We start from the raw sequence: 22547 nt of genomic DNA, 5'->3' as shown, positions 1-22547 counted from the left end.
GTGATTCCGGGATTGAGACAAGATGACCGATAGTTTACCGCAGATCGGCCTGGATTACCGCCGCGCTGTTTCCATTCCGCTTAAAGCGTTGCAAAACATAACCGTGTCATAAAAGCGTCAAACAGAAGGGCTAGCGTCACGTAAAGGCAAGGTAATGGTTTGAATTTACCCGTCATACTTCAAGCTGCTTATGTGTTGGCTACGTTCGCTCACCCCGGTCACATAGTTATCTATGCTCCCGGGGACTCACTCCCTTGCCGCCTTTAAGCAACTCGAATTATTTAGGGTATAAAAGGAAAATAATGAAACTGCACATCACGCTTCTCGCATCGGCGCTCATGCTGGCGCTGCCGGCATTGGCGAAAGAGGTTCCTTTGAATCAGGCGGCGGCAATCGCCAACGGCGTGACGCCAGCCGCCGCCAGTCCGGGGTTTGATGCTCTGGAGAGCCAAAGCCTGTCGCAGCTGCGCAACGCGCTGAAGGGCGATGCGGCAACCCTGACTCGCGACCAGCTTGAACACGCCAGACAGAATAAAACTCAGGCGGATACCGCGTGGCTGAAGGCCAGCGGTTATGACTTCCAGACAAAAGCCAACCAGCAGGCGGGAATCGAGCTGCTCTCAGCGTTCAGCGCGCTGCCGAAGGCGGTCATACAGCAAAACCTGGCGACCGTCACCGCCATTAACCGCGATGCCGCACAGAGCGCTCGCCACCAGGCGCTGGCGGATGCCGAAGGCATCAGCTATCTCTATTTCCTCAGCGATGCGCTGGGGCCGCGCCTCGGCAAAGCGTTCCTCGCCGCCTACGACAAAGGCGAGCTCGGTAAGGCGGCGGCGCTGATCAAAGCTTCGGAAGTGAGTACCGGGGCGGCGAAAAAGCACTTCAATAACCCGCGCCCGTTCCTGATTCAGGGCAATACCATTCATCTGGTGCCGGACGATGTGGTCGTTAAGGATAATAAGCCCTATACCGCCGACGGCGGCTCGTTTCCGAGCGGGCACACCAACACCGGCTATACCGACGCTCTGCTGATGGCGGAGATGATCCCGGAGCGCTTCGACGCGCTGGTGACGCGCGGCGCCCGCTATGGCTATTCGCGCATCGTGCTGGGCGTGCACTATCCGCTGGACGTGATGGGTTCGCGGATGGTGGCGCAGCGCAATGTCGCCCACTACCTGAATGACGCGAAGTATCGCGGGATGTTTAATGAGGCCCGCGACCAGCTGCGTACCGCGCTAGAGAAAGAGTGCGGCACGACGCTGGCGGAGTGCGCGAAAGTGCCTGCGAAAGACGATCCGTATCGCGACCCGGCGATGGTCGCGTTTTATCGCTTTACCATGACCTACGATCTGCCGCAGCAGAAGGGCGAAAAACAGAGCCTGAAGGTGCCGCAAGGGGCTGAAGTGCTGCTGGAGGCTGCGCTGCCGAATCTGTCCGCCGCGCAGCGTCGGGCGCTGATGGTCAAAACGGCGTTGCCCGCAGGGTATCCGCTTTCCGGTGATAACGACGCGCAGCAGTTCTGGCAGCGGCTGAATTTGCCAGCGGCGTATGCGATGGCGAATAAAGCGCATTAAACCTGGCGCAGTCCGGAGGCGGTGCTGGCGCACCTCTCCGGGATACAAGAGCAATGCGGCGGCGTACAGCGTGGCGCCGCCGGGCGTTTTAATGCGGGCGTACCGGCAGAACTAGCTCTCTTTGGCGGGCTTTATCGCGGGCAGGGCGCGCTGCATCGGCACCGGCAGCCAGGCGCGAATTAATAATCCGCCGCGTTCGCTGGAGCCAAGTTCCAGCTTACCGTTATGGTTATCGATAATGCGCTGAACGATAGCCAGGCCGAGGCCGGTCCCGCTAATCGTACGGGCGCTATCGCCGCGCACGAACGGCTGGAACAAATGCTCACGCTGCTCCGGTTTAATTCCCGGACCGTCATCTTCCACCTGGAACCAGGCCCGGTTCCCCTCGCTGCCGCTGCTGACTTTAATCCAGCCGTTGCCGTAGCGGGCGGCGTTGACCACCATATTCGCCAGCGCGCGCTTGATGGAGAGCGGATGCACGCGCAGCGGGATCTCGCCCGGCTGCAGGTCGGTGGCGATTTCTCGCTCGTAGCCGCTCTCCGCCGCAATCACTTCCCCCAGCACCGCGTTAAGGTCCGTCAGCTCCATCGGCATCTCCTGGCCGGTGCGCAGGTAGTCGATAAACTGCTCGATAATGGCGTTACACTCTTCAATATCTTTATTAATCGACTCGGCGAGGTAGCCGTCCTCTTCGCCCATCATCTCCGTCGCCAGGCGGATACGCGTAAGGGGGGTGCGTAAATCATGGCTCACCCCGGCCATCAGCAGCGTGCGGTCATCCGCCAGCTGCTTCACGCCAGCCGCCATGTGGTTAAAGGCGCGGGTCACCGATCGCACTTCCGATGCGCCGTATTCGCGCAGCGGCGGGGGAATAATCCCTCGCCCGACCTGAAGCGCCGCGTGCTCCAGGTCGACCAGCGGTCGGTTCTGAATACGAATAAAGAGCCAGGCGCCGCCAATCGCCAGCAGCATGATGGCCAGGGTGTAGCGGAACAGCGGCGAGAAGTCGCCCTGGTGGATTTCGGTCAGCGGTACGCGCACCCAGATATTGGGAGAAAGCCAGGTTTTCAGCCACACCACGGGGGAGCTTTTGTTTACCTCGACCCGCACTTCGGTTGGCCCGCCGAGCTGGTGCGCCATCTGCTGACTTAAGAATTCATAATGCTGCGCCCAACGCAGGCCTGCGTCTTCCGCCGCTTCGTTGGAATAGAGCGAAATGCCCAGCTCGCGGTAAATCTCGCGGCGAAACGCCGGCGGCACCACCAGCTGAGTGCCGTCTTCCAGCTGGAGTTTATCGGTCATCAGCATACGCACTTCGTAGGCCAGAACCTTATTAAACTGCTGGAGACTAGGCAGGATCGCGAAATTCAGCACCACTAAATAGGTCGTCACCAGGCTGGCGAACAGCAGGGTGACGATCAGTAACAGGGTGCGGGCAAACGAGCTTCGCGGCGAAAAGCGCACGCGTTTCATGCCTTAGAGCCGTCCGGGACGAAAACGTAGCCCAGGCCCCAAACGGTCTGGATATAGCGCGGATGCGCCGGATCTTCTTCCACCATGCGGCGCAGGCGGGAGATTTGTACGTCGATGGAGCGCTCCATGGCCGAATATTCACGGCCGCGAGCGAGGTTCATCAGCTTATCGCGGGATAATGGTTCGCGCGGATGGCTCACCAGCGCTTTCAGTACCGCGAATTCACCGCTGGTCAGCGGCATAGGCTCATCTTCGCGGAACATCTCGCGGGTGCCGAGGTTCAGCTTGAACTTACCAAAGGCGATAACCGCTTCTTCCTGCGAAGGCGCGCCCGGCAGTTCGTTAGCCTGACGGCGCAGTACGGCGCGGATACGGGCCAGCAGCTCGCGCGGGTTGAACGGTTTTGGGATGTAGTCGTCGGCGCCGATTTCCAGGCCCACGATACGGTCAACTTCTTCCCCTTTCGCCGTGACCATAATGATCGGCATCGGGTTGCTCTGGCTGCGCAGGCGGCGGCAAATGGACAGGCCATCTTCGCCCGGCAGCATCAGATCCAGCACCATCAGGTGGAAGGATTCACGGGTCAGCAGGCGATCCATCTGTTCAGCGTTCGCCACGCTACGAACCTGGAAGCCCTGCTCGGTCAGATAACGCTCGAGTAGCGCACGCAGGCGCATGTCGTCATCGACAACCAGAATCTTATAATTCTCTTGCATTGTTTATACTCCCAAAGGTTCACTGCAATTGTCAGTACGTATTCTCAAAAAAGCCCGGGTCGCCCACCAGCGAAATCTGGTATATATTCCAGGCTAAATTGTTACAAAGCATATTTAACAGCAGCTTAAGTATACATTTAAGCATAAGACACATTATTTATCCTGTTGGTATGATGACGTGCGACGAATTGTGCGCAGCATTGCACAAAGATCTGTAATCAGGAGCCGGAACCTTCGATGAAAACGCCGCTGATCACCCGTGAAGGGTATGAAAAACTGAAGAAAGAGATGGATACCCTGTGGCGCGAAGAACGTCCGGAAGTCACCAAAAAGGTGACCTGGGCGGCGAGCCTCGGCGACCGCAGTGAAAACGCCGATTACCAATACAATAAAAAGCGCCTGCGTGAAATCGACCGCCGGGTGCGCTACCTGACCAAGTGCCTTGAGCAGCTGAAAATCGTCGATTATTCGCCGCAGCAGGAGGGTAAGGTCTTTTTCGGCGCGTGGGTGGAGATTGAAAACGATGCGGGCGAGACGAAGCGCTTCCGGATTGTCGGCTACGATGAAATCTTTGGCCGCAACGACTACATCTCCATTGATTCGCCAATGGCGCGCGCGCTGCTGAAAAAAGAGGTCGGTGATTTAGCTATCGTGAACACCCCCGCGGGCGAGGCGGCCTGGTACGTGAACGAAATTGAATACGTCAAAGCCAAATAGGTCCGGAACATTCCGAGAGGCTTTGGTCGCGGCTGGCATTTTAGCGTGCCAGTCCGTATAACTATCCCCCTGATTTTTGATCCTAAAGATGAATTAAACCGATGATGAATGATTCGCTCTGCCGCATTATTGCGGGTGAACTTCAGGCCAGGGCTGAACAGGTAGAAGCTGCCGTTCGCCTGCTTGATGAAGGGAATACCGTGCCGTTTATCGCACGCTATCGTAAAGAAGTCACCGGCGGTCTGGATGACACGCAGCTGCGTAATCTGGAAACCCGCCTGGGCTATCTGCGTGAACTTGAAGACCGTCGTCAGGCGATCCTGAAGTCCATCGGCGAGCAGGGCAAGCTGACCGAGACGCTGGAAAAAGCCATTAACGGGACGTTGAGTAAAACCGAGCTCGAAGATCTCTATCTGCCGTACAAGCCGAAGCGCCGCACGCGCGGGCAGATCGCCATTGAGGCCGGGCTGGAACCGCTGGCCGATCTGCTGTGGAACGAACCCTCTCACGACCCGGAAACCGAAGCCGCTAAATATATCGACGCCGACAACGGCGTAGCGGACACAAAAGCCGCTCTCGACGGCGCGCGCTATATCCTGATGGAGCGCTTTGCTGAAGACGCGGGCCTGCTGGCGAAAGTGCGCGACTATCTGTGGAAAAACGCCCACCTGGTGGCGACCGTCGTCAGCGGTAAAGAAGAGGAAGGGGCGAAATTCCGCGACTACTTCGATCACCATGAACCGATCTCCACCGTCCCGTCGCACCGCGCGCTGGCGATGTTCCGCGGCCGCAACGAAGGCGTGCTGCAGCTCTCTTTAAACGCCGACCCGCAGTTCGACGAGCCGCCGAAAGAGAGCCACGGCGAGCAAATCATTATCGACCATCTCGGCCTGCGCCTGAACAACGCCCCAGCGGACGGCTGGCGTAAGGGCGTGGTGAGCTGGACGTGGCGTATCAAGGTGCTGATGCACCTCGAAACCGAGCTGATGGGGACCGTGCGCGAACGCGCGGAAGACGAAGCCATTAACGTCTTTGCCCGCAACCTGCACGACCTGCTGATGGCCGCGCCGGCCGGGCTGCGCGCCACCATGGGCCTCGATCCGGGCCTGCGCACCGGCGTCAAAGTCGCCGTCGTTGACGGTACCGGCAAGCTGGTGGCTACCGATACCATTTACCCGCATACCGGCCAGGCCGCAAAAGCGGCGGTGGCGGTTGCCGCGCTGTGTGAAAAGTACAACGTTGAGCTGGTGGCGATCGGCAACGGTACCGCCTCGCGTGAAACCGAGCGCTTCTTCCTCGACGTGCAGAAGCAGTTCCCGAAAGTGACCGCGCAGAAGGTCATCGTCAGCGAAGCGGGCGCGTCCGTGTACTCCGCCTCCGAGCTGGCGGCGCTGGAGTTCCCGGATCTCGACGTTTCCCTGCGCGGCGCGGTCTCTATCGCCCGTCGTCTCCAGGACCCGCTGGCCGAACTGGTGAAAATCGATCCGAAATCCATTGGCGTCGGCCAGTATCAGCACGATGTCAGCCAGACCCAGCTGGCGCGTAAGCTGGACGCGGTGGTGGAAGACTGCGTAAACGCCGTCGGCGTCGATCTGAATACCGCTTCCGTCCCGCTGCTTACCCGCGTCGCCGGTCTGACCCGCATGATGGCGCAGAATATCGTCTCCTGGCGCGATGAGAACGGCCAGTTCCAGAATCGCCAGCAGCTGCTGAAGGTCAGCCGTCTGGGGCCGAAGGCCTTTGAACAGTGCGCGGGCTTCCTGCGTATCAACCACGGCGACAACCCGCTGGACGCCTCAACCGTGCACCCGGAAGCGTATCCGGTGGTGGAGCGCATTCTGGCGGCGACTCAGCAGGCGCTGAAAGATTTAATGGGCAACAGCAGTGAACTGCGTCATCTGAAAGCCGCTGATTTCACCGATGAGAAATTCGGCGTGCCGACGGTGACCGACATCATCAAAGAGCTGGAGAAGCCGGGCCGCGACCCGCGCCCTGAGTTTAAAACCGCCCAGTTCGCCGATGGCGTAGAGACGATGAACGACCTGCTGCCGGGGATGATCCTCGAAGGCGCGGTGACCAACGTCACCAACTTCGGCGCGTTCGTTGATATCGGCGTTCATCAGGACGGCCTGGTGCATATCTCTTCCCTGTCGAATAAGTTCGTTGAAGACCCGCACACGGTGGTCAAAGCGGGCGATATCGTGAAGGTGAAAGTGATGGAAGTCGACCTGCCGCGTAAGCGCATCGCGCTGACGATGCGTCTGGACGAACAGCCTGGCGACAGCAACGCGCGCCGCGGCGGCGGTAACGATCGTCCTCAGGGCAACCGCCCGGCGGCGAAGGCCGCTAAACCTCGCAGTCGCGAGGCGCAGCCTGCGGGCAACAGCGCGATGATGGATGCGCTGGCGGCGGCAATGGGTAAAAAACGCTAATTCTTTCCGGCCCCTTTTGCTAAGGGGCCGCATTTCTTTCGGCATTCGCCATATTGTGCAAACAAGCATCAGTATTTTCTTATAACGTCGTAATAAGCGCGAATTACGGACGGCGATATTATTATTTTCATTTCGTTAACTATCGAAACTTTAATTAAACATTTAGTCATTAAGAATAATCATCACCTCCGCGACGGCGAGAAAAAAGAGTTTGCTCAATATCAACAAAAGCTCAATTTTCTCTTTAAAAAGCGAAACGGCCGCATTATATGTATTGATGATAAAAACTATTCTCATTATCATTATTTGCATTGAGTATTTTTTCTTCTTCGTTAGCTACGGTCCCTGGCGCCGCGTCTCCGGCGCATACGGAAAACTCTCTTTTCAGTTGGCGATAAACAAGTAGGTCCTATGCAATTTACACCTGATAGTGCGTGGAAAATCACCGGTTTCTCCCGCGATATTAGTCCGGCGTATCGGCAGAAGCTGCTGTCCCTCGGGATGCTGCCGGGTTCTTCTTTCAATGTGGTTCGCGTGGCGCCGCTCGGCGACCCTATTCATATTGAAACCCGACGCGTTAGCCTGGTATTACGTAAAAAGGATCTTGCGTTAATTGAGCTGGAAGCGGTTGCACAATAATGCCTGACCGGCACTAAGAGTATGAATATGAAAAAATTAACCCTTGGCTTAATTGGTAATCCTAATTCCGGTAAAACCACGCTGTTCAATCAGCTCACCGGCGCGCGCCAGCGCGTCGGTAACTGGGCGGGAGTGACCGTTGAACGCAAAGAGGGTGGTTTCAACACCACCGATCATCAGGTCACGCTGGTAGACCTTCCGGGCACGTATTCCCTGACCACCATCTCCTCGCAAACCTCGCTGGATGAGCAGATTGCCTGCCACTATATTCTCAGCGGCGACGCCGACATGCTGATTAACGTGGTCGATGCGTCCAATCTGGAACGTAACCTCTATCTGACGCTGCAGCTGCTGGAGCTTGGCATCCCCTGCGTGGTCGCGCTGAATATGCTCGATATCGCGGAAAAACAGAAGATCCGCATTGATGTCGACGCGCTGGCCGCGCGTCTCGGGTGCCCGGTGATCCCGCTGGTTTCCACCCGCGGGCGCGGTATCGAGGCCTTAAAAATGGCGATCGATCGCCATCAGCAGAACCAGGCTATTGAACTGGTGCACTATCCGCAGCCGCTGCTGCGGGAGGCGGACAAGCTGGCGCAGGCCATGGCCGCGGATATTCCGCAGCGCCAGCGTCTCTGGCTGGGTTTACAGATGCTTGAAGGCGATATTTACAGCCGCGCCTACGCCGGTGACGCTGCCCACAAGCTGGACGTGTCCCTGGCGCACCTGAGCGAAGAGATGGATGACCCCGCGCTGCATATCGCCGATGCCCGTTACCAAAGCATTGCCGCCATTTGCGATGCGGTCAGTAACACCCTTACCGCCGAGCCCAGCCGCTTTACCGCGGCGATGGATAAAGTGATCCTCAACCGCTTCCTCGGCCTGCCGGTCTTCCTGTTCGTTATGTACCTGATGTTCTTGCTGGCGATTAATATCGGCGGCGCGCTGCAGCCCATTTTTGATGCCGGTTCCGTGGCTATCTTTATCCACGGTATTCAGTGGGTTGGCTATACCCTGCATTTCCCGGACTGGCTGACGGTGTTCCTCGCCCAGGGGATTGGCGGCGGTATTAATACCGTACTGCCGCTGGTACCGCAGATCGGCATGATGTACCTGTTCCTCTCTTTCCTTGAAGACTCTGGCTATATGGCGCGGGCGGCGTTTGTGATGGACCGCCTGATGCAGGCGCTGGGGCTACCGGGGAAATCCTTCGTGCCGTTAATCGTCGGTTTTGGTTGCAACGTTCCGTCGGTGATGGGCGCGCGTACGCTTGATGCGCCGCGCGAACGTTTGATGACCATTATGATGGCGCCGTTTATGTCCTGCGGCGCGCGGCTGGCGATTTTCGCCGTCTTCGCCGCCGCCTTTTTCGGCCAGAACGGCGCGCTGGCGGTCTTCTCGCTGTACGTACTGGGGATCGTGATGGCGATTGCGACCGGACTGATGCTGAAGCATACCATTATGCGCGGCGAAGCGTCGCCGTTCGTGATGGAGCTGCCGGTGTATCACGTTCCGCACGTGAAGAGTCTGATTATCCAGACCTGGCAGCGCCTGAAAGGCTTCGTCCTGCGCGCGGGTAAAGTGATCGTTATCGTCAGTATCTTCCTCAGCGCGCTGAACAGCTTCTCGCTGAGCGGTAAGATCGTCGATAACATCAACGACTCGGCGCTGGCGTCGGTCAGCCGGGTGATTACCCCGGTATTTAAACCGATTGGCGTACATGAGGATAACTGGCAGGCGACCGTCGGGCTGTTCACCGGCGCGATGGCCAAGGAAGTGGTGGTGGGGACGCTGAACACCCTCTACACCGCCGAAGATATCCAGAACGAAGCGTTTAATCCGCAGACGTTTAGCCTCGGCGACGAGCTGCTGGCCGCGGTAGATGAGACCTGGCAGAGCCTGAAAGATACGTTCAGCCTGAGCGTGCTGGCCAACCCTATCGAAGCCAGTAAAGGCGACGGCGAAATGGCAACCGGCGCGATGGGCGTCATGGGCAGCAAATTCGGCAGCGCCGCTGCGGCGTACAGCTACCTGATTTTTGTCCTGCTCTATATTCCCTGCATCTCGGTAATGGGGGCGATTGCCCGCGAGTCGAGCCGCGGCTGGATGATGTTCTCCGTCCTGTGGGGGCTGAATATCGCTTACTCGCTCTCTACGCTGTACTACCAGACCGTCAGCTTTAGCCAGCATCCGCGCTATAGCCTGGTGTGCATTCTGGCGGTGGTGCTGTTCAATATCGTGGTCTTTGGCCTGCTGCGCAGAGCGCGCAGCCGGGTGGACGTCTCGCTGCTGGCGACGCGCAAAACGCCGTCCACCTGCTGCCAGAGTCCGGCGGGCGATTGCCACTAAGGAGCGATGATGGCGTCATTAATTGAAGTCCGCGATATGCTGGCCCTGCAGGGGAGGATGGAGGCAAAGCAGCTCAGCGTCCGCCTGAATACGCCGCAGCCGCTGATTGACGCCATGCTGGGCCGCCTGCAAGCGATGGGGAAAGCGGTGAAAGTGACCGAAGATGCCGATGGCTGCCTCTCCGGCAGCTGTAAAAGCTGCCCGGAAGGCAAAGCCTGCCTGCGGGAGTGGTGGTCGCTGCGCTGATTGGGCTGTGAAGGCAGGTTTCCCGGTTTGCGGCTAACGCCTTATCCGGGCTACGAGTTTGTGCGGTTTTGGGCTTGGTAGCCCGGGTAAGGCGTTTACGCCGCGACCCGGGAGATTCGACCACAGATTTGTACGGTTTTGGGATGGGTAGCCCGGACAGGCGCAACGCGCCGCCTCCGGGAACCTACTGCGGCATATACCGCAAGCGGGTCCTGAGACCCGCTTTCTGGCTTACTTGTAGACGTCCGCGTTAGCGTGAACCGTTTTCTCGTTCTTCTCGCCTGCAATCACCACAAAATAGGTGCCGCCCAGCTCATCCGCTTTTTTCGACAGATCGCGCTTTGCATCCATCGGAGAGGTTGTTCTGGAGGTGGTAATCGAACCGATTTTGGTCAGGTTCAACTTAGCCACTTCGTCTTTTTGAATTTCCTTGGCGGCGAACGCGCCGAAGGACAGGGAGCCAATCACCAGAGATGCAACAATTCCTGTAACAAGTTTCATAGCCTCTACTCTCCATTAGGTTGTTTTTTTTTAGGTCACGGGTCCGAGGTGAAATAGTCAACCCCCGCAACAACCTAAGTATTGCTGCACCCTGCGTTTTTACCACGTCCCGCTAAAAAAATTTATCGATCTCATGCTTTAGCTCAATCAGCGGAGCGCAAAACGCCTGCGGATGTGAAATGAACGGCGCATGGGCGGCTTTATCGAAGACAATCGACGTGCTTTTGGGCCACAGCGCATCGAGAAGCGGAATGATTTTACGCGGTACCAGACCATCCAACCGACCGTACAGGCGCAAAAACGGCATGGCGAGGGCGGTCAACGGCTGGCGTAAATCGGCGGTTTTGAGGATCTCCAGCCCGCCGTTTAAAACGTCCGGCGACGGCATCGGTAGCGACAGCACCGTGCTCTTCAGCGCTCTCGCATCCTGACGCGCGCTTTCGGTACCCAGGGTTTGCAGCGCCAGAAAGCGTTCGACGGTGCGTTGAAAATCTTCGCTCAGCTGCTGCTGAAACCCGCTCAGCACGTCGGGCTTAATCCCGGGCCAGCTGTCGTGAGCGCTAAAGCAGGGGGAAGAGGCCACGGTGACCAGCGCCTGCACGCGATCGGGATGGGATAACGCGACCTGGCTGGCCACCAGCCCGCCGAGGCTCCAGCCCAGCCAGATAGCGCGCTCCGGCGCGTTTTCCAGCACCCGCTGCGCCATCTCTTCCAGCAACATCGCGCCAAAGCCGCCGCTGCGGCCATAGCCAGGCAGGTCGACGAGGTGCAGCGTAAAATGCGAAGCCAGCTGCGGCGTGATGCAATCCCACACTTTGGCATTCAGCCCCCATCCGTGCAGCAGCACAAGATGACAATTTCCTTCGCCCGTGGTCTGCCACGCGATCGTTTTCATCAGTTACTGTTCTCTTTCCACCAATACGAGGGGGAAATATGCTAACAGCACACAGCTTATGCTGGCTATGCCAAATGCCGCTGGCCATCGCCAGCTGGGGGATCTGCTCGCGATGCGCGTCGGCGCTGCTGGCGTCTGAACCGCTGTGCCCGCAGTGCGGCCTGCCGGCCCAATCAAGCACGCTGCCCTGCGGGCGCTGCCTGCAAAAACCGCCGCCGTGGCAGCGGCTGGTGACGGTGAATGACTATCGACCGCCGCTGAGCGGCCTGATTCACCAGCTGAAATTCAATAAGCGCCCCGAGCTGGCCCCGGCGCTGGCGCGTCTGCTGCTGTTGCGCATTCGCCAGCGTCGGGATCTTCCCCGCCCGGACCGGATAATTAGCGTGCCGCTCTGGCAGCGTCGTCAGTGGAAGAGGGGATTTAATCAGAGCGATCTGCTGTGCCGACCGCTCTCCCGCTGGCTGGACTGCGCCTGGCGCAGCGATGCGCTAACCCGCCGGCGCCGCACCGCCACCCAGCATCAGCTCAGCGCCAGATTGCGCAAACGGAACCTGAAAAACGCCTTCCAGCTTGAATTGTCGCTCCAGGGCCACCATATCGCCATTGTGGATGATGTCGTCACAACCGGAAGCACCGTCGCCGAGATATCCCGCCTGCTTTTGCGAAACGGCGCCGCGACGGTTCAGGTATGGTGTATATGCCGTACCTTGTAGACCCCTGCTGATGGGCGTATAATAACCCAGTAAAATAGTCAACTATTAGGCCAACGCTATGATCCGTATTTCCGATGCTGCACAAGCGCACTTTGCCAAACTGCTGGCAAATCAGGAAGAAGGGACACAAATTCGCGTATTTGTGATCAATCCCGGCACCCCTAACGCCGAGTGCGGCGTGTCCTACTGCCCACCGGATGCGGTGGAAGATTCCGATACCGCGCTGAAGTTTGAGCAACTCACCGCCTACGTCGATGAGCTTAGCGCGCCGTACCTGGAAGACGCTGAAATCGATTTTGTTACCGACCAGCTGGGCTCCCAGCTGACGCTGAAAGCGCCAAACGCCAAGATGCGCAAAGTGTCCGACGATGCCCCGCTCATGGAGCGCGTTGAGTACCTGCTGCAGTCGCAGATTAACCCGCAGCTGGCCGGCCACGGCGGGCGCGTCACGTTGATGGAAATCACCGACGATGGCCTGGCGATTCTGCAATTCGGCGGCGGCTGCAACGGCTGTTCGATGGTTGACGTGACGCTGAAAGAGGGGATCGAGAAGCAGATGCTGAACGAGTTCCCGGAACTGAAAGGCGTACGCGATCTGACTGAACACCAGCGCGGCGAGCACTCCTACTACTGATTTCCCCGCCCGGCTGCCTTTTCGCGGCCGGGCGACTCCCCTCATGTTACCGCGCAACATTTCCCGCTAAGCGACCCGGCAGAAACCCGGGAAAGAGTATGACTTAAGTCTCATATTTGAAATTTTCACCGCCCAGGTGATTCTCAAACTTCATATGTTACCCGTATCATTCACTTCAGGCGCCACAGATAAAAAAATAGCCAGCTATCCTTTCTCTGGGTAAGGATAAAGCCAGCTTCTACGGCGTCAGACATTTTTTGTTCCGGTCGGAACGGATGAAGTCAATGTTGAAACTATGACGTTACCCATAACAAATTAAGGCCAGGTAAATCATGCCATTAGTCATCGTTGCTATCGGGGTTGCCCTGTTATTGTTGCTGATGATCCGTTTCAAGCTGAACGGGTTTATCGCTCTGGTTCTGGTGGCACTTGCCGTCGGGCTCATGCAGGGTATGCCTCTGGATAAAGTTATCGTCTCCATCAAAAACGGCGTTGGGGGAACCCTCGGCAGCCTCGCGCTGATCATGGGCTTCGGCGCGATGCTCGGTAAAATGCTGGCGGACTGCGGCGGCGCGCAGCGTATCGCCACCACGCTGATTGCCAAATTTGGTAAACAACATATTCAATGGGCGGTTGTGCTCACCGGCTTTACCGTCGGCTTCGCCCTGTTCTATGAAGTGGGCTTCGTACTGATGCTGCCGCTGGTCTTTACCATCGCCGCATCCGCCGGTATCCCGCTGCTCTATATCGGCGTCCCGATGGCGGCCGCGCTCTCCGTCACGCACGGTTTCCTGCCTCCGCACCCGGGCCCGACTGCCATTGCCACTATTTTCCATGCCGACATGGGTAAAACCCTGCTGTTCGGTACGATTCTGGCGATCCCGACGGTTATCCTTGCGGGGCCGGTTTACGCACGCTTCCTGAAAGGTATCGATAAGCCGATTCCGGAAGGCCTGCATAACCCGAAAACGTTCACTGAGGAAGAGATGCCGGGCTTCGGCGTCAGCGTCTGGACCTCTCTGGTACCGGTTATTCTGATGGCTATGCGCGCCGTGGCCGAAATGGTTCTGCCGAAAGGTCATGCCTTCCTGCCGATCGCGGAATTCTTCGGCGACCCGGTCATGGCCACGCTGATCGCGGTCCTGATCGCCATGTTCACCTTCGGTCTTAACCGCGGTCGTTCCATGGAGCAGATTAACGATACGCTGACCTCCTCGATCAAAATTATCGCCATGATGCTGCTGATCATCGGCGGCGGCGGCGCCTTCAAGCAGGTGCTGGTCGATAGCGGCATGGATAAATACATTGCTTCTATCATGCATGAATCCAATATGTCCCCGCTGTTTATGGCATGGTCGATTGCTGCGGTACTGCGTATCGCGCTGGGTTCCGCCACCGTTGCGGCGATCACCGCGGGCGGTATCGCCGCGCCGCTGATCGCCACCACCGGCGTGAGCCCGGAACTGATGGTGATCGCCGTTGGCTCCGGCAGCGTTATCTTCTCCCACGTTAACGACCCGGGCTTCTGGCTGTTTAAGGAATACTTCAACCTGACCATCGGCGAGACCATTAAGTCGTGGTCGGTGCTGGAAACCATTATCTCAGTGTGCGGCCTGGTAGGCTGTCTGCTGCTGGGGATGGTGGTATAAGCTGCTTGTCAGCCTAAAACGAGCCGGGTCGCCGCGAGGCGAACCCGGCTTTTTTATGCGCTCTGGCCACAACGGCCAGACTTATCGCAGTAATACCCGCCTGCGCGCGGCGCCTGACATTGAAATTCAGCAAACTATCCCCCATTCTAGATCTCATGCTATAGCGCCGGACGCGCGCTTCATTCACCCAATTCAACAGGACTGCGCATATGACCAATCCATTACTGACGCCTTTTTCATTACCGCCATTCTCTGCCATCAAACCCGAGCACGTGGTCCCCGCGGTCACTAAAGCGCTGGATGATTGCCGGGCGGCGGTAGAGCGCGCGGTGGCGCAAGGGGCGCCGTATACCTGGGAAAATCTTTGCCAGCCGCTGGCGGAAGTAGACGACGTGCTGGGGCGTATTTTTTCCCCGGTGAGCCACCTGAACTCGGTCAAAAACAGTCCGGAACTGCGCGAAGCCTACGAGCAGACCCTGCCGCTGCTTTCGGAGTACAGCACCTGGGTTGGGCAGCATGAAGGCCTGTACAAAGCGTACCGCGACCTGCGCGACGGCGACCATTACGCCACCCTGAATACCGCGCAGAAAAAAGCGGTAGATAACGCGCTGCGCGATTTTGAACTCTCCGGTATTGGCCTGGCGAAAGAGCAGCAGAAACGCTACGGCGAAATCGCCGCCCGCCTCTCCGAGCTGGGCAATCAGTACAGCAACAACGTGCTCGACGCGACCATGGGCTGGACCAAGCTGGTCACCGATGAATCTGAGCTCTCCGGCATGCCGGAAAGCGCGCTTGCCGCAGCGAAAGCCCAGGCTGAAGCCAAAGAGCAGGAAGGGTTTCTGCTGACCCTGGATATCCCGAGCTATCTGCCGGTAATGACCTACTGCGACAATCAGGCGCTGCGTGAAGAGCTGTATCGCGCCTATTCCACCCGCGCCTCCGACCAGGGGCCGAACGCCGGAAAATGGGACAACAGCCCGGTAATGGCGGAAATCCTCGCCCTGCGCCACGAGCTGGCGCAGCTGCTGGGCTTTGACAGCTTTGCCGACAAGTCGCTGGCGACCAAAATGGCCGAAAATCCGCAGCAAGTGCTCGACTTCCTGACCGACCTGGCTAAACGCGCCCGTCCGCAGGGTGAGAAAGAGCTGGCCCAGCTGCGCGCCTTCGCCAAAGCCGAATTCGGCGTGGATGAACTGCAGCCGTGGGATATCGCTTACTACAGCGAAAAACAGAAGCAGCATCTTTACAGCATCAGCGACGAACAGCTGCGCCCCTACTTCCCGGAAAACAAAGCGGTTAACGGCCTGTTCGAGGTGGTTAAGCGTATTTACGGTATTACCGCGAAAGAGCGTACCGATGTGGACGTCTGGCATCCGGAGGTGCGCTTCTTCGAGCTGTACGATGAAAAAAATGAACTACGCGGTAGCTTCTATCTCGATCTCTACGCTCGCGAACATAAACGCGGCGGGGCGTGGATGGATGACTGCGTTGGCCAGATGCGCAAGCTTGACGGCTCGCTGCAAAAGCCGGTCGCTTATCTGACCTGTAACTTTAACCGTCCCGTCAACGGTAAGCCGGCGCTGTTCACCCACGATGAAGTGATCACCCTGTTCCACGAGTTTGGCCACGGTCTGCACCATATGCTGACCCGTATCGACACCGCCGGCGTGTCCGGCATCAGCGGGGTACCGTGGGATGCGGTCGAGCTGCCGAGCCAGTTTATGGAAAACTGGTGCTGGGAGCCGGAAGCGCTGGCCTTTATCTCCGGCCACTATGAAACCGGCGAGCCGCTGCCGCAGGAATTGCTGGAGAAAATGCTGGCGGCGAAGAACTACCAGGCGGCAATGTTTATTCTGCGCCAGCTGGAGTTCGGCCTGTTCGACTTCCGCCTGCATGCGGAGTTCAGCCCGCAGCAGGGCGCGAAAATCCTCGAAACGCTGGCGGAAATTAAGCAGCAGGTGGCGCTGATCCCCGGGCCGTCGTGGGGCCGTTTCCCGCACGCCTTCAGCCATATTTTCGCCGGCGGATACGCAGCGGGTTATTACAGCTATCTGTGGGCCGACGTCCTGGCGGCGGATGCCTTCTCGCGCTTCGAAGAGGAGGGTATCTTCAATCGCGAAACCGGCCAGTCGTTCCTCGACAACATCCTTAGCCGCGGCGGTTCGGAAGAGCCAATGGTCCTGTTCAAACGCTTCCGCGGTCGCGAGCCGCAGCTGGACGCGATGCTTGAGCATTACGGCATTAAGAGTTAATCCTGTTGTGAAAATTTGTTTAATTGATGAAACGGGCGCCGGAGACGGCGCCTTATCTGTTCTGGCTGACCGCTGGGGGCTGGAGCAGGATGAGGACAACCCGATGGCGCTGGTGATGACCCCGGCGCATCTTGAGCTGCGCAAGCGCGATGAACCGAAGCTTGGCGGCATCTTTGTTGATTTTGTCGGCGGGACCATGGCCCATCGGCGCAGGTTCGGCGGCGGCCGCGGCGAGGCGGTGGCGAAAGCGGTGGGAATCAAAGGCGACTATCTGCCGGATGTGGTCGATGCGACCGCCGGTCTGGGAAGGGATGCCTTTGTTCTTGCCTCCGTGGGCTGTCGCGTGCGGATGCTGGAGCGTAACCCGGTGGTTGCCGCGCTGCTCGACGATGGCCTGGCGCGCGGCTACGCCGACGCTGAAATCGGCCCCTGGTTGCAGGAGCGTCTGCGGCTGATTCACGCTTCCAGCCTGACGGCGCTGACCGATATCACTCCGCGTCCGCAGGTGGTCTATCTCGACCCGATGTTTCCGCATAAGCAGAAAAGCGCGCTGGTGAAGAAAGAGATGCGGGTATTTCAGTCGCTGGTGGGGCCGGATTTAGACGCCGACGGTCTGCTGGCGCCGGCGCGTCAGCTGGCGACCAAACGGGTGGTGGTTAAGCGCCCGGACTACGCGCCGCCGCTGGCGGATGTCGCGACGCCTAACGCGGTGGTGACCAAAGGCCACCGTTTTGATATCTATGCCGGAACGGCGGTTGAGCCGCAGGGGTAAGCAACCTGCGTCAGAGCCCTTTCCCGGGGGCGGCGCGTTGCGCCTGCCCGGGCTACAGGTTCACCGCCGTCTGTAGGCCGGTAGCCCGGACAGATGCGCAGCATCGCCTCCGGGAAATTCGGCCACTCTGCACTCTGCTCCCGGGGGCGGCGCGATGCGCCTTGCCCGGGCTACGGGTTCACCGCCGTCTGCGGGTCTGGTAGCCCGAACAGATGCGCAGCATCGCCTCCGGGAAATTCTGCCACTCTGCGCTCTGTTCCCGGGGGCGGCGCGATGCGCCTAGCCCGGGCTACGGGTTCTTGCGATCTGGGGGGGCTGTAGCCCGGATAAGGCGTTAGCCGCAATCCGGGAAACCTCGTCGACCACTCCGTTTTTACGCGCTTTTTGTATTAATCATCCTGTTCAGCCACGGCACCATGAACGCCATGACCACCGTGACGCCCAGGGTCACCAGGCCAATTTTGCTGAAGACATCGGTATAAATCGGCAGCGTCTGTAGCGGGTCGGTAATATTATTCGGTACGGCGGTGAAGGTCGCCACGTAGCCGCCCAGCAGGAACGCGGCCGCCTGGGTTAAAAACCACATCCCAAGAATAAAGCCCATCAGATGCTGCGGCACCAGTGCGGCAACCATCGCCAGCCCCAGGGCGCTAATCAGCAGTTCCCCCAGACTCTGGAACAGATAGACCAGCACGATAAACCACGGCGAGGTCAGCCCCTGGGCGTCGGCAAACCACATTCCCGCCGCGGCGGCTGTGAGAAAGCCCAGCGCGCACAGGAACATGCCAAGGGTAAACTTCATCGGCATAGTCAGGTCTTTGCCCTTATTGCCCAAACGCGTGTAGATAGCGGCGAGGATCGGGCTGGCCACCACCACCCAGAACGGGTTTAGCGCCTGAAAGCTCACCGGGTTAATCGCGAAACCAAGTATTTCATGGTGAACGTTATTGATAGCAAAGAAGTTGAGCGAGGTGGGCATCTGCGCGTACAGAATATAAAACAGCACCGCTTCCAGCATCAGGATAAAGGCGACGAACATTTTGTTGCGCCCGGTTTTATCCAGCTTGAAGGCCTCGCGGAAGAAGAAAATCGTCACCACCACTGAGAGGATAATCAGCACCAGATTGGCGATTTTGACATTATGCATTAGCCAGGCGCAGAGAAAAATCATGACCACCGTACCGGCCAGCACGTACAGTAAATTGCGCAGGCTCAGCGGTTTGTGGTCCGGCTCAGAGCCGATATCTTTCACCATACCCCGACAGGCGAAGTAAACCAGCAGGGCGACGATCAGACCGGCGCCGCACAGGTTGTAGGTTACCGCATAGCCGAACTTGTCGGCAATCACCGGCGCCAGCGACAGCGACAGCAGCGAACCGATATTGATCGACATATAAAACAGCGTGAAGGCGCCATCCAGGCGGGCATCTTTTGGCGGATAGCATTTGGACAGCAGGCTCGCCGGGTTAGCTTTAAACAGGCCGTTACCCACCGCAATGGTCCCCAGCGCGATGAAAATCAGATTGGGTTTGAGCAGCGACAGGCCGGTCATAAAGTAGCCTGCGGCAAGCACAATCGCGCCCAGAACCAGCGTACGTTTCGTACCCAGCAGGTGATCGCCAACATAGCCGCCGATGGAGATAAGACCATATACCAGCGCGGCAAACGCGCCAAAGGTAATAAACGCCTGCTCCTGAGAAAAACCGAGCTGTTTAACAAAGAAAACGGCCAGGATCCCCTGAACGCCGTAATAGCCAAATCGTTCCCATAGTTCCACAAAGAAGATCATGAAGAATGGGCGAGGTTGCTGCAGCAAGCCTGTCGGTGCGGTTGAATTCATCTTTCTTCGCCTTTAAGTCCTGTCCGGAAAAGTATGAACGCGTATGCCAAAACGCGCTGAAAAAGGTTAATTTTGCGTAATGATATGATGTTTATCTATTTTGGCGAATTATTATATGGCTATATTGCTTTTGAAATGGTTGATCAACCTGGCATTGTGGCGATTATTTGGATTTATATGCTTTTTGCGGCGGGTGGGGGAAATAAAAACGCCCGCGTTGGCGGGCGTTGGTCATCAGCGAAATGAAATAACGTCCTGTTATTCGTCTTCTTCGTCGCGCAGCGGGACAATCAGCATATCCACGTGAACGGTGTTGATGAGCTGACGAGCCGAGGACATCAGTTTGCTCCAGAAGTCCTGATGGTGACCGCAAACCACGAGGTCCATATCATACTTTTTAATCGCATCAACCAGCACCTGGCCGAGATCGCCGCTGCCGCTCAGGGTCTCAGTGATCGGATAGCCAGCGTTGGTGGACAGCTCGCTTAACGCGTGGTGAGTCTCTTCGGAGATGCGTTTCTGCATGTCGCCCAGATTGACGTCAATAAGGCCGGTGTAGAGATCGGAGTAATTCACATCCACGTGGATCAGGGAAACTTTTGCATTGTAGGGGCGGGCCATAGAAACGGCTTTTTCTACCAGTACTTTGCTTTCCGGGGACAGGTCTACTGCAATGAGAATATGTTTGTAAGCCATGGTGTTACTCCTTCCATAAGTTGTCGATGACCGTTGGACCTGACAGCCAGCGCTGCCGCTTCGCCCGCGTCCTGCGTGCTACATTCGCGGGGGGAGTCCTTAAGGACCTAATTGTAGAAGATATTTCTACCTTATAGCGCCCCTCGCGATCCGTCAATCCACCTTGTTCAGCGAATAGTTAAACAAATATATCCGACTTATGCATTGATAATGATTAACGTTGTGGTAAAAAAATTAACTGATCTCCTACACTATTTAATGAGCCGGTCGGATAAATAAACGTGATCGGAATCGCACTCTTTCACAGTACAGTCGGTTTGATATTGGGGAGCGGTAGTCCCGGAGGGAGCCTCCGAGGACGGGTCGCCGGGGAGGAGGTATGATCAGCACTGTTGCGCTGTTTTGGGCCCTGTGTATCGTATGTGTAGTGAATATGGCACGCTACTTCTCGTCGCTGCGTGCATTGCTTGTTGTGCTACGTGGTTGTGACCCTTTGCTCTATCAATATGTCGACGGCGGCGGTTTTTTTACGTCGCACGGGCAGCCCGGCAAACAGGTGCGCCTGGTGTGGTACATCTACGCCCAGCGCTACCGCGATCACCACGACGATGAATTTATCCGCCGCTGCGAGCGGGTTCGTCGGCAGTTTATTCTCACCAGCGCGCTATGCGGCCTGGTGGTGGTCAGCATGATTGCTCTGGCTATCTGGCACTAGCTTCACGATACAAAAAAAACGGGCCAGTTTCCTGACCCGTTTATCTTTCTTGTTTCTGATATTCGCTTAGATAATCTGCAGCGAGAGCCAGTACAGCGCGCCGGACAGCAGAATCGCCGCGGGCAGGGTCAGTACCCAGGCCATCAGGATGCTGGTGACGGTTTTCTTCTGCAGACCGCCGCCATCAACGAGCATCGTCCCCGCTACCGAGGAGGAGAGCACGTGGGTGGTGGAAACCGGCATACCGGTATAGCTCGCCAGACCAATCGATACGGCGGCGGTCATCTGAGCTGACATACCTTGTGCGTAGGTCATCCCTTTCTTACCGATTTTCTCGCCGATGGTGGTCGCCACGCGACGCCAGCCGATCATGGTGCCGATACCCAGCGCCAGCGCAACCGCCATAATAATCCAGATTGGCGCGTACTCGATGGTGCTCAGCATATCGGTTTTCAGCTTCTTCAGCAGACGCTTATCGTCAGCATTCACTTCCGGCAGCTTAGCCACTTTGTCAGTGGTGTCGGAGATGCAGAGCATAATACGGCGCAGATGGCTACGCTGTTCCACGGAGAGCGTGTCGTAGCTTTCGGTACCGGTCAGCATCGTCTTCACGCGGTCAAGCGCGTTGATGGTGTTTGCCGGGTGGCAGTGGAACTCGCCGTTTGCGGCAGCCCCTGCGTCCGGAGACGGGATGAGCTGCTCGGCGCCGGTCGCTTTTTTCAACAGCTCAGGACGCTGCTGGAAGAAGGTTTCCACGTTGTTGACCGCATCGCGGGTACGGGTGATTTCGTAGCCGGAAGCGTTCATATTGACCACGAAGCCAGCCGGAGCCACGCCGATCAGCACCAGCATCACCAGGCCAATGCCTTTCTGACCATCGTTCGCGCCGTGGGAGAACGCGACCCCAATGGCGGACAAAATCAGCGCAATACGCGTCCAGAACGGCGGCTTTTTCTTGCCGTCTTTCTTTTCACGCTCGGCTGGAGTCAGGTGGATACGGGCGCGTTTTTTGGTTCCGCTCCAGTAGCGACGCAGAATGAAAATCAGGCCGCCCGCCACGACCAGGCCAACGATTGGCGAGACGATCAGCGAGCCAAAAATACCCATGACTTTCGGGATGTTCAGCGCGTCCACCACCGACGTACCGGTCATCAGGGCATTGGTTAAACCAATACCGATGATCGCGCCGATCAGGGTGTGCGAGCTGGAGGCCGGAAGGCCGAAATACCAGGTGCCGAGGTTCCAGATAATTGCCGCCAGCAGCATGGAAAAGACCATGGCGAGGCCATGTGCTGAACCCATGTTAAGCAGCAGGTCGGTCGGCAACATATGCACGATGGCATAGGCTACGCTGAGACCGCCCAACAGAACGCCGAAGAAGTTAAAAAGAGCCGCCATCGCCACAGCAAGCTGCGACCGCATTGCGCGAGTGTAAATCACCGTTGCAACCGCGTTTGCGGTATCATGAAAACCATTGATCGCTTCGTAAAAAAGCACGAAAGCCAGAGCAAGCAATAACAGTAATCCGGTATGTAAATCCAGACCGGCAAATAAATGTACCATAGGACGTTACGCCATTTTGAGGACATGAACGCGGCGCATTATCAGTGACTTTCGCGGCGCGGGCAAAGTGAAATATAGACTTTTTTTGATTTTCTTCCTGTTTAAGTTTTACCTTGTTGGGAGTATTCCTATATCTTTCAATGAGGTACGCAAATCTGTTTTTTTCAGTCTGGT

Annotated in this window: 20 protein-coding genes; 13 read left to right on the top strand and 7 right to left on the bottom strand. The window is 57.6% G+C overall.

The genetic code is table 11. The features are described 5' to 3' along the window. Positions 1 to 302: 302 nt before the first annotated feature. Positions 303 to 1574, top strand: coding sequence for an acid phosphatase (locus tag CDA56_RS28515; RefSeq protein ID WP_048263484.1), 1272 nt, complete (start codon positions 303 to 305; stop codon positions 1572 to 1574). Positions 1575 to 1685: 111 nt separating this feature from the next. Here CDA56_RS28515 and envZ read toward each other — a convergent pair whose 3' ends face one another. Beyond that, positions 1686 to 3047: a two-component system sensor histidine kinase EnvZ gene (gene envZ / locus CDA56_RS28510; RefSeq protein WP_004855221.1), complete on the bottom strand. Its 1362-nt coding sequence runs from the start codon at positions 3045 to 3047 to the stop codon at positions 1686 to 1688. Further along, complete coding sequence (gene ompR, locus CDA56_RS28505; RefSeq protein ID WP_001157751.1) at positions 3044 to 3763, bottom strand: osmolarity response regulator transcription factor OmpR; 720 nt, start codon at positions 3761 to 3763, stop codon at positions 3044 to 3046. Before ompR ends, envZ begins: the two co-directional genes overlap by 4 nt. Positions 3764 to 4000: 237 nt before the next feature. Here ompR and greB point away from each other — a divergent pair, with 237 nt between their 5' ends. From greB to feoC, 5 genes are all read left to right on the top strand, one after another. After that, positions 4001 to 4480: a transcription elongation factor GreB gene (gene greB / locus CDA56_RS28500; RefSeq protein ID WP_004106676.1), complete on the top strand. Its 480-nt coding sequence runs from the start codon at positions 4001 to 4003 to the stop codon at positions 4478 to 4480. 101 nt (positions 4481 to 4581) lie between these two features. Then, positions 4582 to 6912, top strand: coding sequence for a Tex family protein (locus CDA56_RS28495; RefSeq protein WP_102803204.1), 2331 nt, complete (start codon positions 4582 to 4584; stop codon positions 6910 to 6912). Positions 6913 to 7323: 411 nt separating this feature from the next. Further along, positions 7324 to 7551, top strand: a complete 228-nt coding sequence (feoA, locus tag CDA56_RS28490; RefSeq protein ID WP_004126281.1) for a ferrous iron transporter A — start codon at positions 7324 to 7326, stop codon at positions 7549 to 7551. A 27-nt stretch (positions 7552 to 7578) separates the two neighbouring features. Beyond that, positions 7579 to 9897, top strand: a complete 2319-nt coding sequence (gene feoB, locus CDA56_RS28485; RefSeq protein ID WP_025106824.1) for a Fe(2+) transporter permease subunit FeoB — start codon at positions 7579 to 7581, stop codon at positions 9895 to 9897. A gap of 9 nt (positions 9898 to 9906) precedes the next feature. After that, entirely contained in the window at positions 9907 to 10143 is a 237-nt protein-coding gene (gene feoC, locus CDA56_RS28480) for a [Fe-S]-dependent transcriptional repressor FeoC (RefSeq protein ID WP_014227148.1), read from the top strand. A gap of 231 nt (positions 10144 to 10374) precedes the next feature. Here the strand turns inward: feoC and CDA56_RS28475 are convergent, their stop codons facing one another. Both CDA56_RS28475 and bioH read right to left on the bottom strand, forming a co-directional pair. Beyond that, positions 10375 to 10644, bottom strand: a complete 270-nt coding sequence (locus CDA56_RS28475; protein WP_014227147.1) for a YdgH/BhsA/McbA-like domain containing protein — start codon at positions 10642 to 10644, stop codon at positions 10375 to 10377. A gap of 112 nt (positions 10645 to 10756) precedes the next feature. After that, positions 10757 to 11539 (bottom strand): pimeloyl-ACP methyl ester esterase BioH, encoded by a 783-nt coding sequence (gene bioH, locus CDA56_RS28470; protein WP_102803203.1) that lies wholly within the window; start codon positions 11537 to 11539, stop codon positions 10757 to 10759. A 38-nt stretch (positions 11540 to 11577) separates the two neighbouring features. Between bioH and gntX the strand changes: the two genes are divergently transcribed. From gntX to rsmJ, 5 genes are all read left to right on the top strand, one after another. Further along, positions 11578 to 12252 (top strand): DNA utilization protein GntX, encoded by a 675-nt coding sequence (gene gntX / locus CDA56_RS28465; RefSeq protein WP_032694208.1) that lies wholly within the window; start codon positions 11578 to 11580, stop codon positions 12250 to 12252. A gap of 58 nt (positions 12253 to 12310) precedes the next feature. Continuing rightward, entirely contained in the window at positions 12311 to 12886 is a 576-nt protein-coding gene (gene nfuA / locus CDA56_RS28460; RefSeq protein ID WP_004106660.1) for a Fe-S biogenesis protein NfuA, read from the top strand. A 332-nt stretch (positions 12887 to 13218) separates the two neighbouring features. After that, the gene (gntT, locus tag CDA56_RS28455) at positions 13219 to 14535 is read left to right on the top strand and encodes a gluconate transporter (protein ID WP_004134706.1); all 1317 of its coding nucleotides are present in this window, start codon (positions 13219 to 13221) and stop codon (positions 14533 to 14535) included. Between the two features lie 209 nt (positions 14536 to 14744). Continuing rightward, on the top strand, positions 14745 to 16787 hold the full coding sequence (gene prlC, locus CDA56_RS28450; RefSeq protein WP_014839726.1) for an oligopeptidase A: 2043 nt from the start codon (positions 14745 to 14747) through the stop codon (positions 16785 to 16787). Positions 16788 to 16794: 7 nt separating this feature from the next. Continuing rightward, positions 16795 to 17559 carry a 16S rRNA (guanine(1516)-N(2))-methyltransferase RsmJ gene (gene rsmJ, locus CDA56_RS28445; RefSeq protein WP_004855183.1) on the top strand — a complete coding sequence of 255 codons (765 nt, stop codon included), beginning with the start codon at positions 16795 to 16797 and terminating at the stop codon, positions 17557 to 17559. A 373-nt stretch (positions 17560 to 17932) separates the two neighbouring features. On the opposite strand, the gene dtpB is transcribed toward rsmJ, so the two are convergent. Beyond that, positions 17933 to 19399 (bottom strand): dipeptide/tripeptide permease DtpB, encoded by a 1467-nt coding sequence (dtpB, locus tag CDA56_RS28440; protein ID WP_064406126.1) that lies wholly within the window; start codon positions 19397 to 19399, stop codon positions 17933 to 17935. Between the two features lie 72 nt (positions 19400 to 19471). Between dtpB and CDA56_RS31020 the strand changes: the two genes are divergently transcribed. Continuing rightward, the gene (locus CDA56_RS31020; RefSeq protein WP_155774232.1) at positions 19472 to 19645 is read left to right on the top strand and encodes a hypothetical protein; all 174 of its coding nucleotides are present in this window, start codon (positions 19472 to 19474) and stop codon (positions 19643 to 19645) included. Between the two features lie 12 nt (positions 19646 to 19657). Here the strand turns inward: CDA56_RS31020 and uspA are convergent, their stop codons facing one another. Further along, positions 19658 to 20095 (bottom strand): universal stress protein UspA, encoded by a 438-nt coding sequence (gene uspA, locus CDA56_RS28435; RefSeq protein WP_004126268.1) that lies wholly within the window; start codon positions 20093 to 20095, stop codon positions 19658 to 19660. Between the two features lie 379 nt (positions 20096 to 20474). On the opposite strand from uspA, the gene uspB reads away from it, so the two are divergent. After that, entirely contained in the window at positions 20475 to 20810 is a 336-nt protein-coding gene (uspB, locus tag CDA56_RS28430; protein ID WP_004855171.1) for a universal stress protein UspB, read from the top strand. Positions 20811 to 20876: 66 nt separating this feature from the next. Here the strand turns inward: uspB and pitA are convergent, their stop codons facing one another. Beyond that, the gene (gene pitA, locus CDA56_RS28425; protein WP_014227140.1) at positions 20877 to 22373 is read right to left on the bottom strand and encodes an inorganic phosphate transporter PitA; all 1497 of its coding nucleotides are present in this window, start codon (positions 22371 to 22373) and stop codon (positions 20877 to 20879) included. Between the last annotated feature and the right edge of the window lie 174 nt (positions 22374 to 22547).

The organism is Klebsiella michiganensis (assembly GCF_002925905.1).
Taxonomy (GTDB): Bacteria; Pseudomonadota; Gammaproteobacteria; order Enterobacterales; family Enterobacteriaceae; genus Klebsiella; species Klebsiella michiganensis.
This window is presented reverse-complemented; position numbering and strand designations above follow the sequence as displayed.

Bases quoted from the DNA above. Each gene is read 5' to 3' on its own strand.
- CDA56_RS28515 (WP_048263484.1), top strand. From the start codon at position 303: ATGAAACTGCACATCACGCTTCTCGCATCGGCGCTCATGCTGGCGCTG.
- envZ (WP_004855221.1), bottom strand. From the start codon at position 3,047: ATGAAACGCGTGCGCTTTTCGCCGCGAAGCTCGTTTGCCCGCACCCTG.
- ompR (WP_001157751.1), bottom strand. From the start codon at position 3,763: ATGCAAGAGAATTATAAGATTCTGGTTGTCGATGACGACATGCGCCTG.
- greB (WP_004106676.1), top strand. From the start codon at position 4,001: ATGAAAACGCCGCTGATCACCCGTGAAGGGTATGAAAAACTGAAGAAA.
- CDA56_RS28495 (WP_102803204.1), top strand. From the start codon at position 4,582: ATGATGAATGATTCGCTCTGCCGCATTATTGCGGGTGAACTTCAGGCC.
- feoA (WP_004126281.1), top strand. From the start codon at position 7,324: ATGCAATTTACACCTGATAGTGCGTGGAAAATCACCGGTTTCTCCCGC.
- feoB (WP_025106824.1), top strand. From the start codon at position 7,579: ATGAAAAAATTAACCCTTGGCTTAATTGGTAATCCTAATTCCGGTAAA.
- feoC (WP_014227148.1), top strand. From the start codon at position 9,907: ATGGCGTCATTAATTGAAGTCCGCGATATGCTGGCCCTGCAGGGGAGG.
- CDA56_RS28475 (WP_014227147.1), bottom strand. From the start codon at position 10,644: ATGAAACTTGTTACAGGAATTGTTGCATCTCTGGTGATTGGCTCCCTG.
- bioH (WP_102803203.1), bottom strand. From the start codon at position 11,539: ATGAAAACGATCGCGTGGCAGACCACGGGCGAAGGAAATTGTCATCTT.
- gntX (WP_032694208.1), top strand. From the start codon at position 11,578: ATGCTAACAGCACACAGCTTATGCTGGCTATGCCAAATGCCGCTGGCC.
- nfuA (WP_004106660.1), top strand. From the start codon at position 12,311: ATGATCCGTATTTCCGATGCTGCACAAGCGCACTTTGCCAAACTGCTG.
- gntT (WP_004134706.1), top strand. From the start codon at position 13,219: ATGCCATTAGTCATCGTTGCTATCGGGGTTGCCCTGTTATTGTTGCTG.
- prlC (WP_014839726.1), top strand. From the start codon at position 14,745: ATGACCAATCCATTACTGACGCCTTTTTCATTACCGCCATTCTCTGCC.
- dtpB (WP_064406126.1), bottom strand. From the start codon at position 19,399: ATGAATTCAACCGCACCGACAGGCTTGCTGCAGCAACCTCGCCCATTC.
- uspA (WP_004126268.1), bottom strand. From the start codon at position 20,095: ATGGCTTACAAACATATTCTCATTGCAGTAGACCTGTCCCCGGAAAGC.
- uspB (WP_004855171.1), top strand. From the start codon at position 20,475: ATGATCAGCACTGTTGCGCTGTTTTGGGCCCTGTGTATCGTATGTGTA.
- pitA (WP_014227140.1), bottom strand. From the start codon at position 22,373: ATGGTACATTTATTTGCCGGTCTGGATTTACATACCGGATTACTGTTA.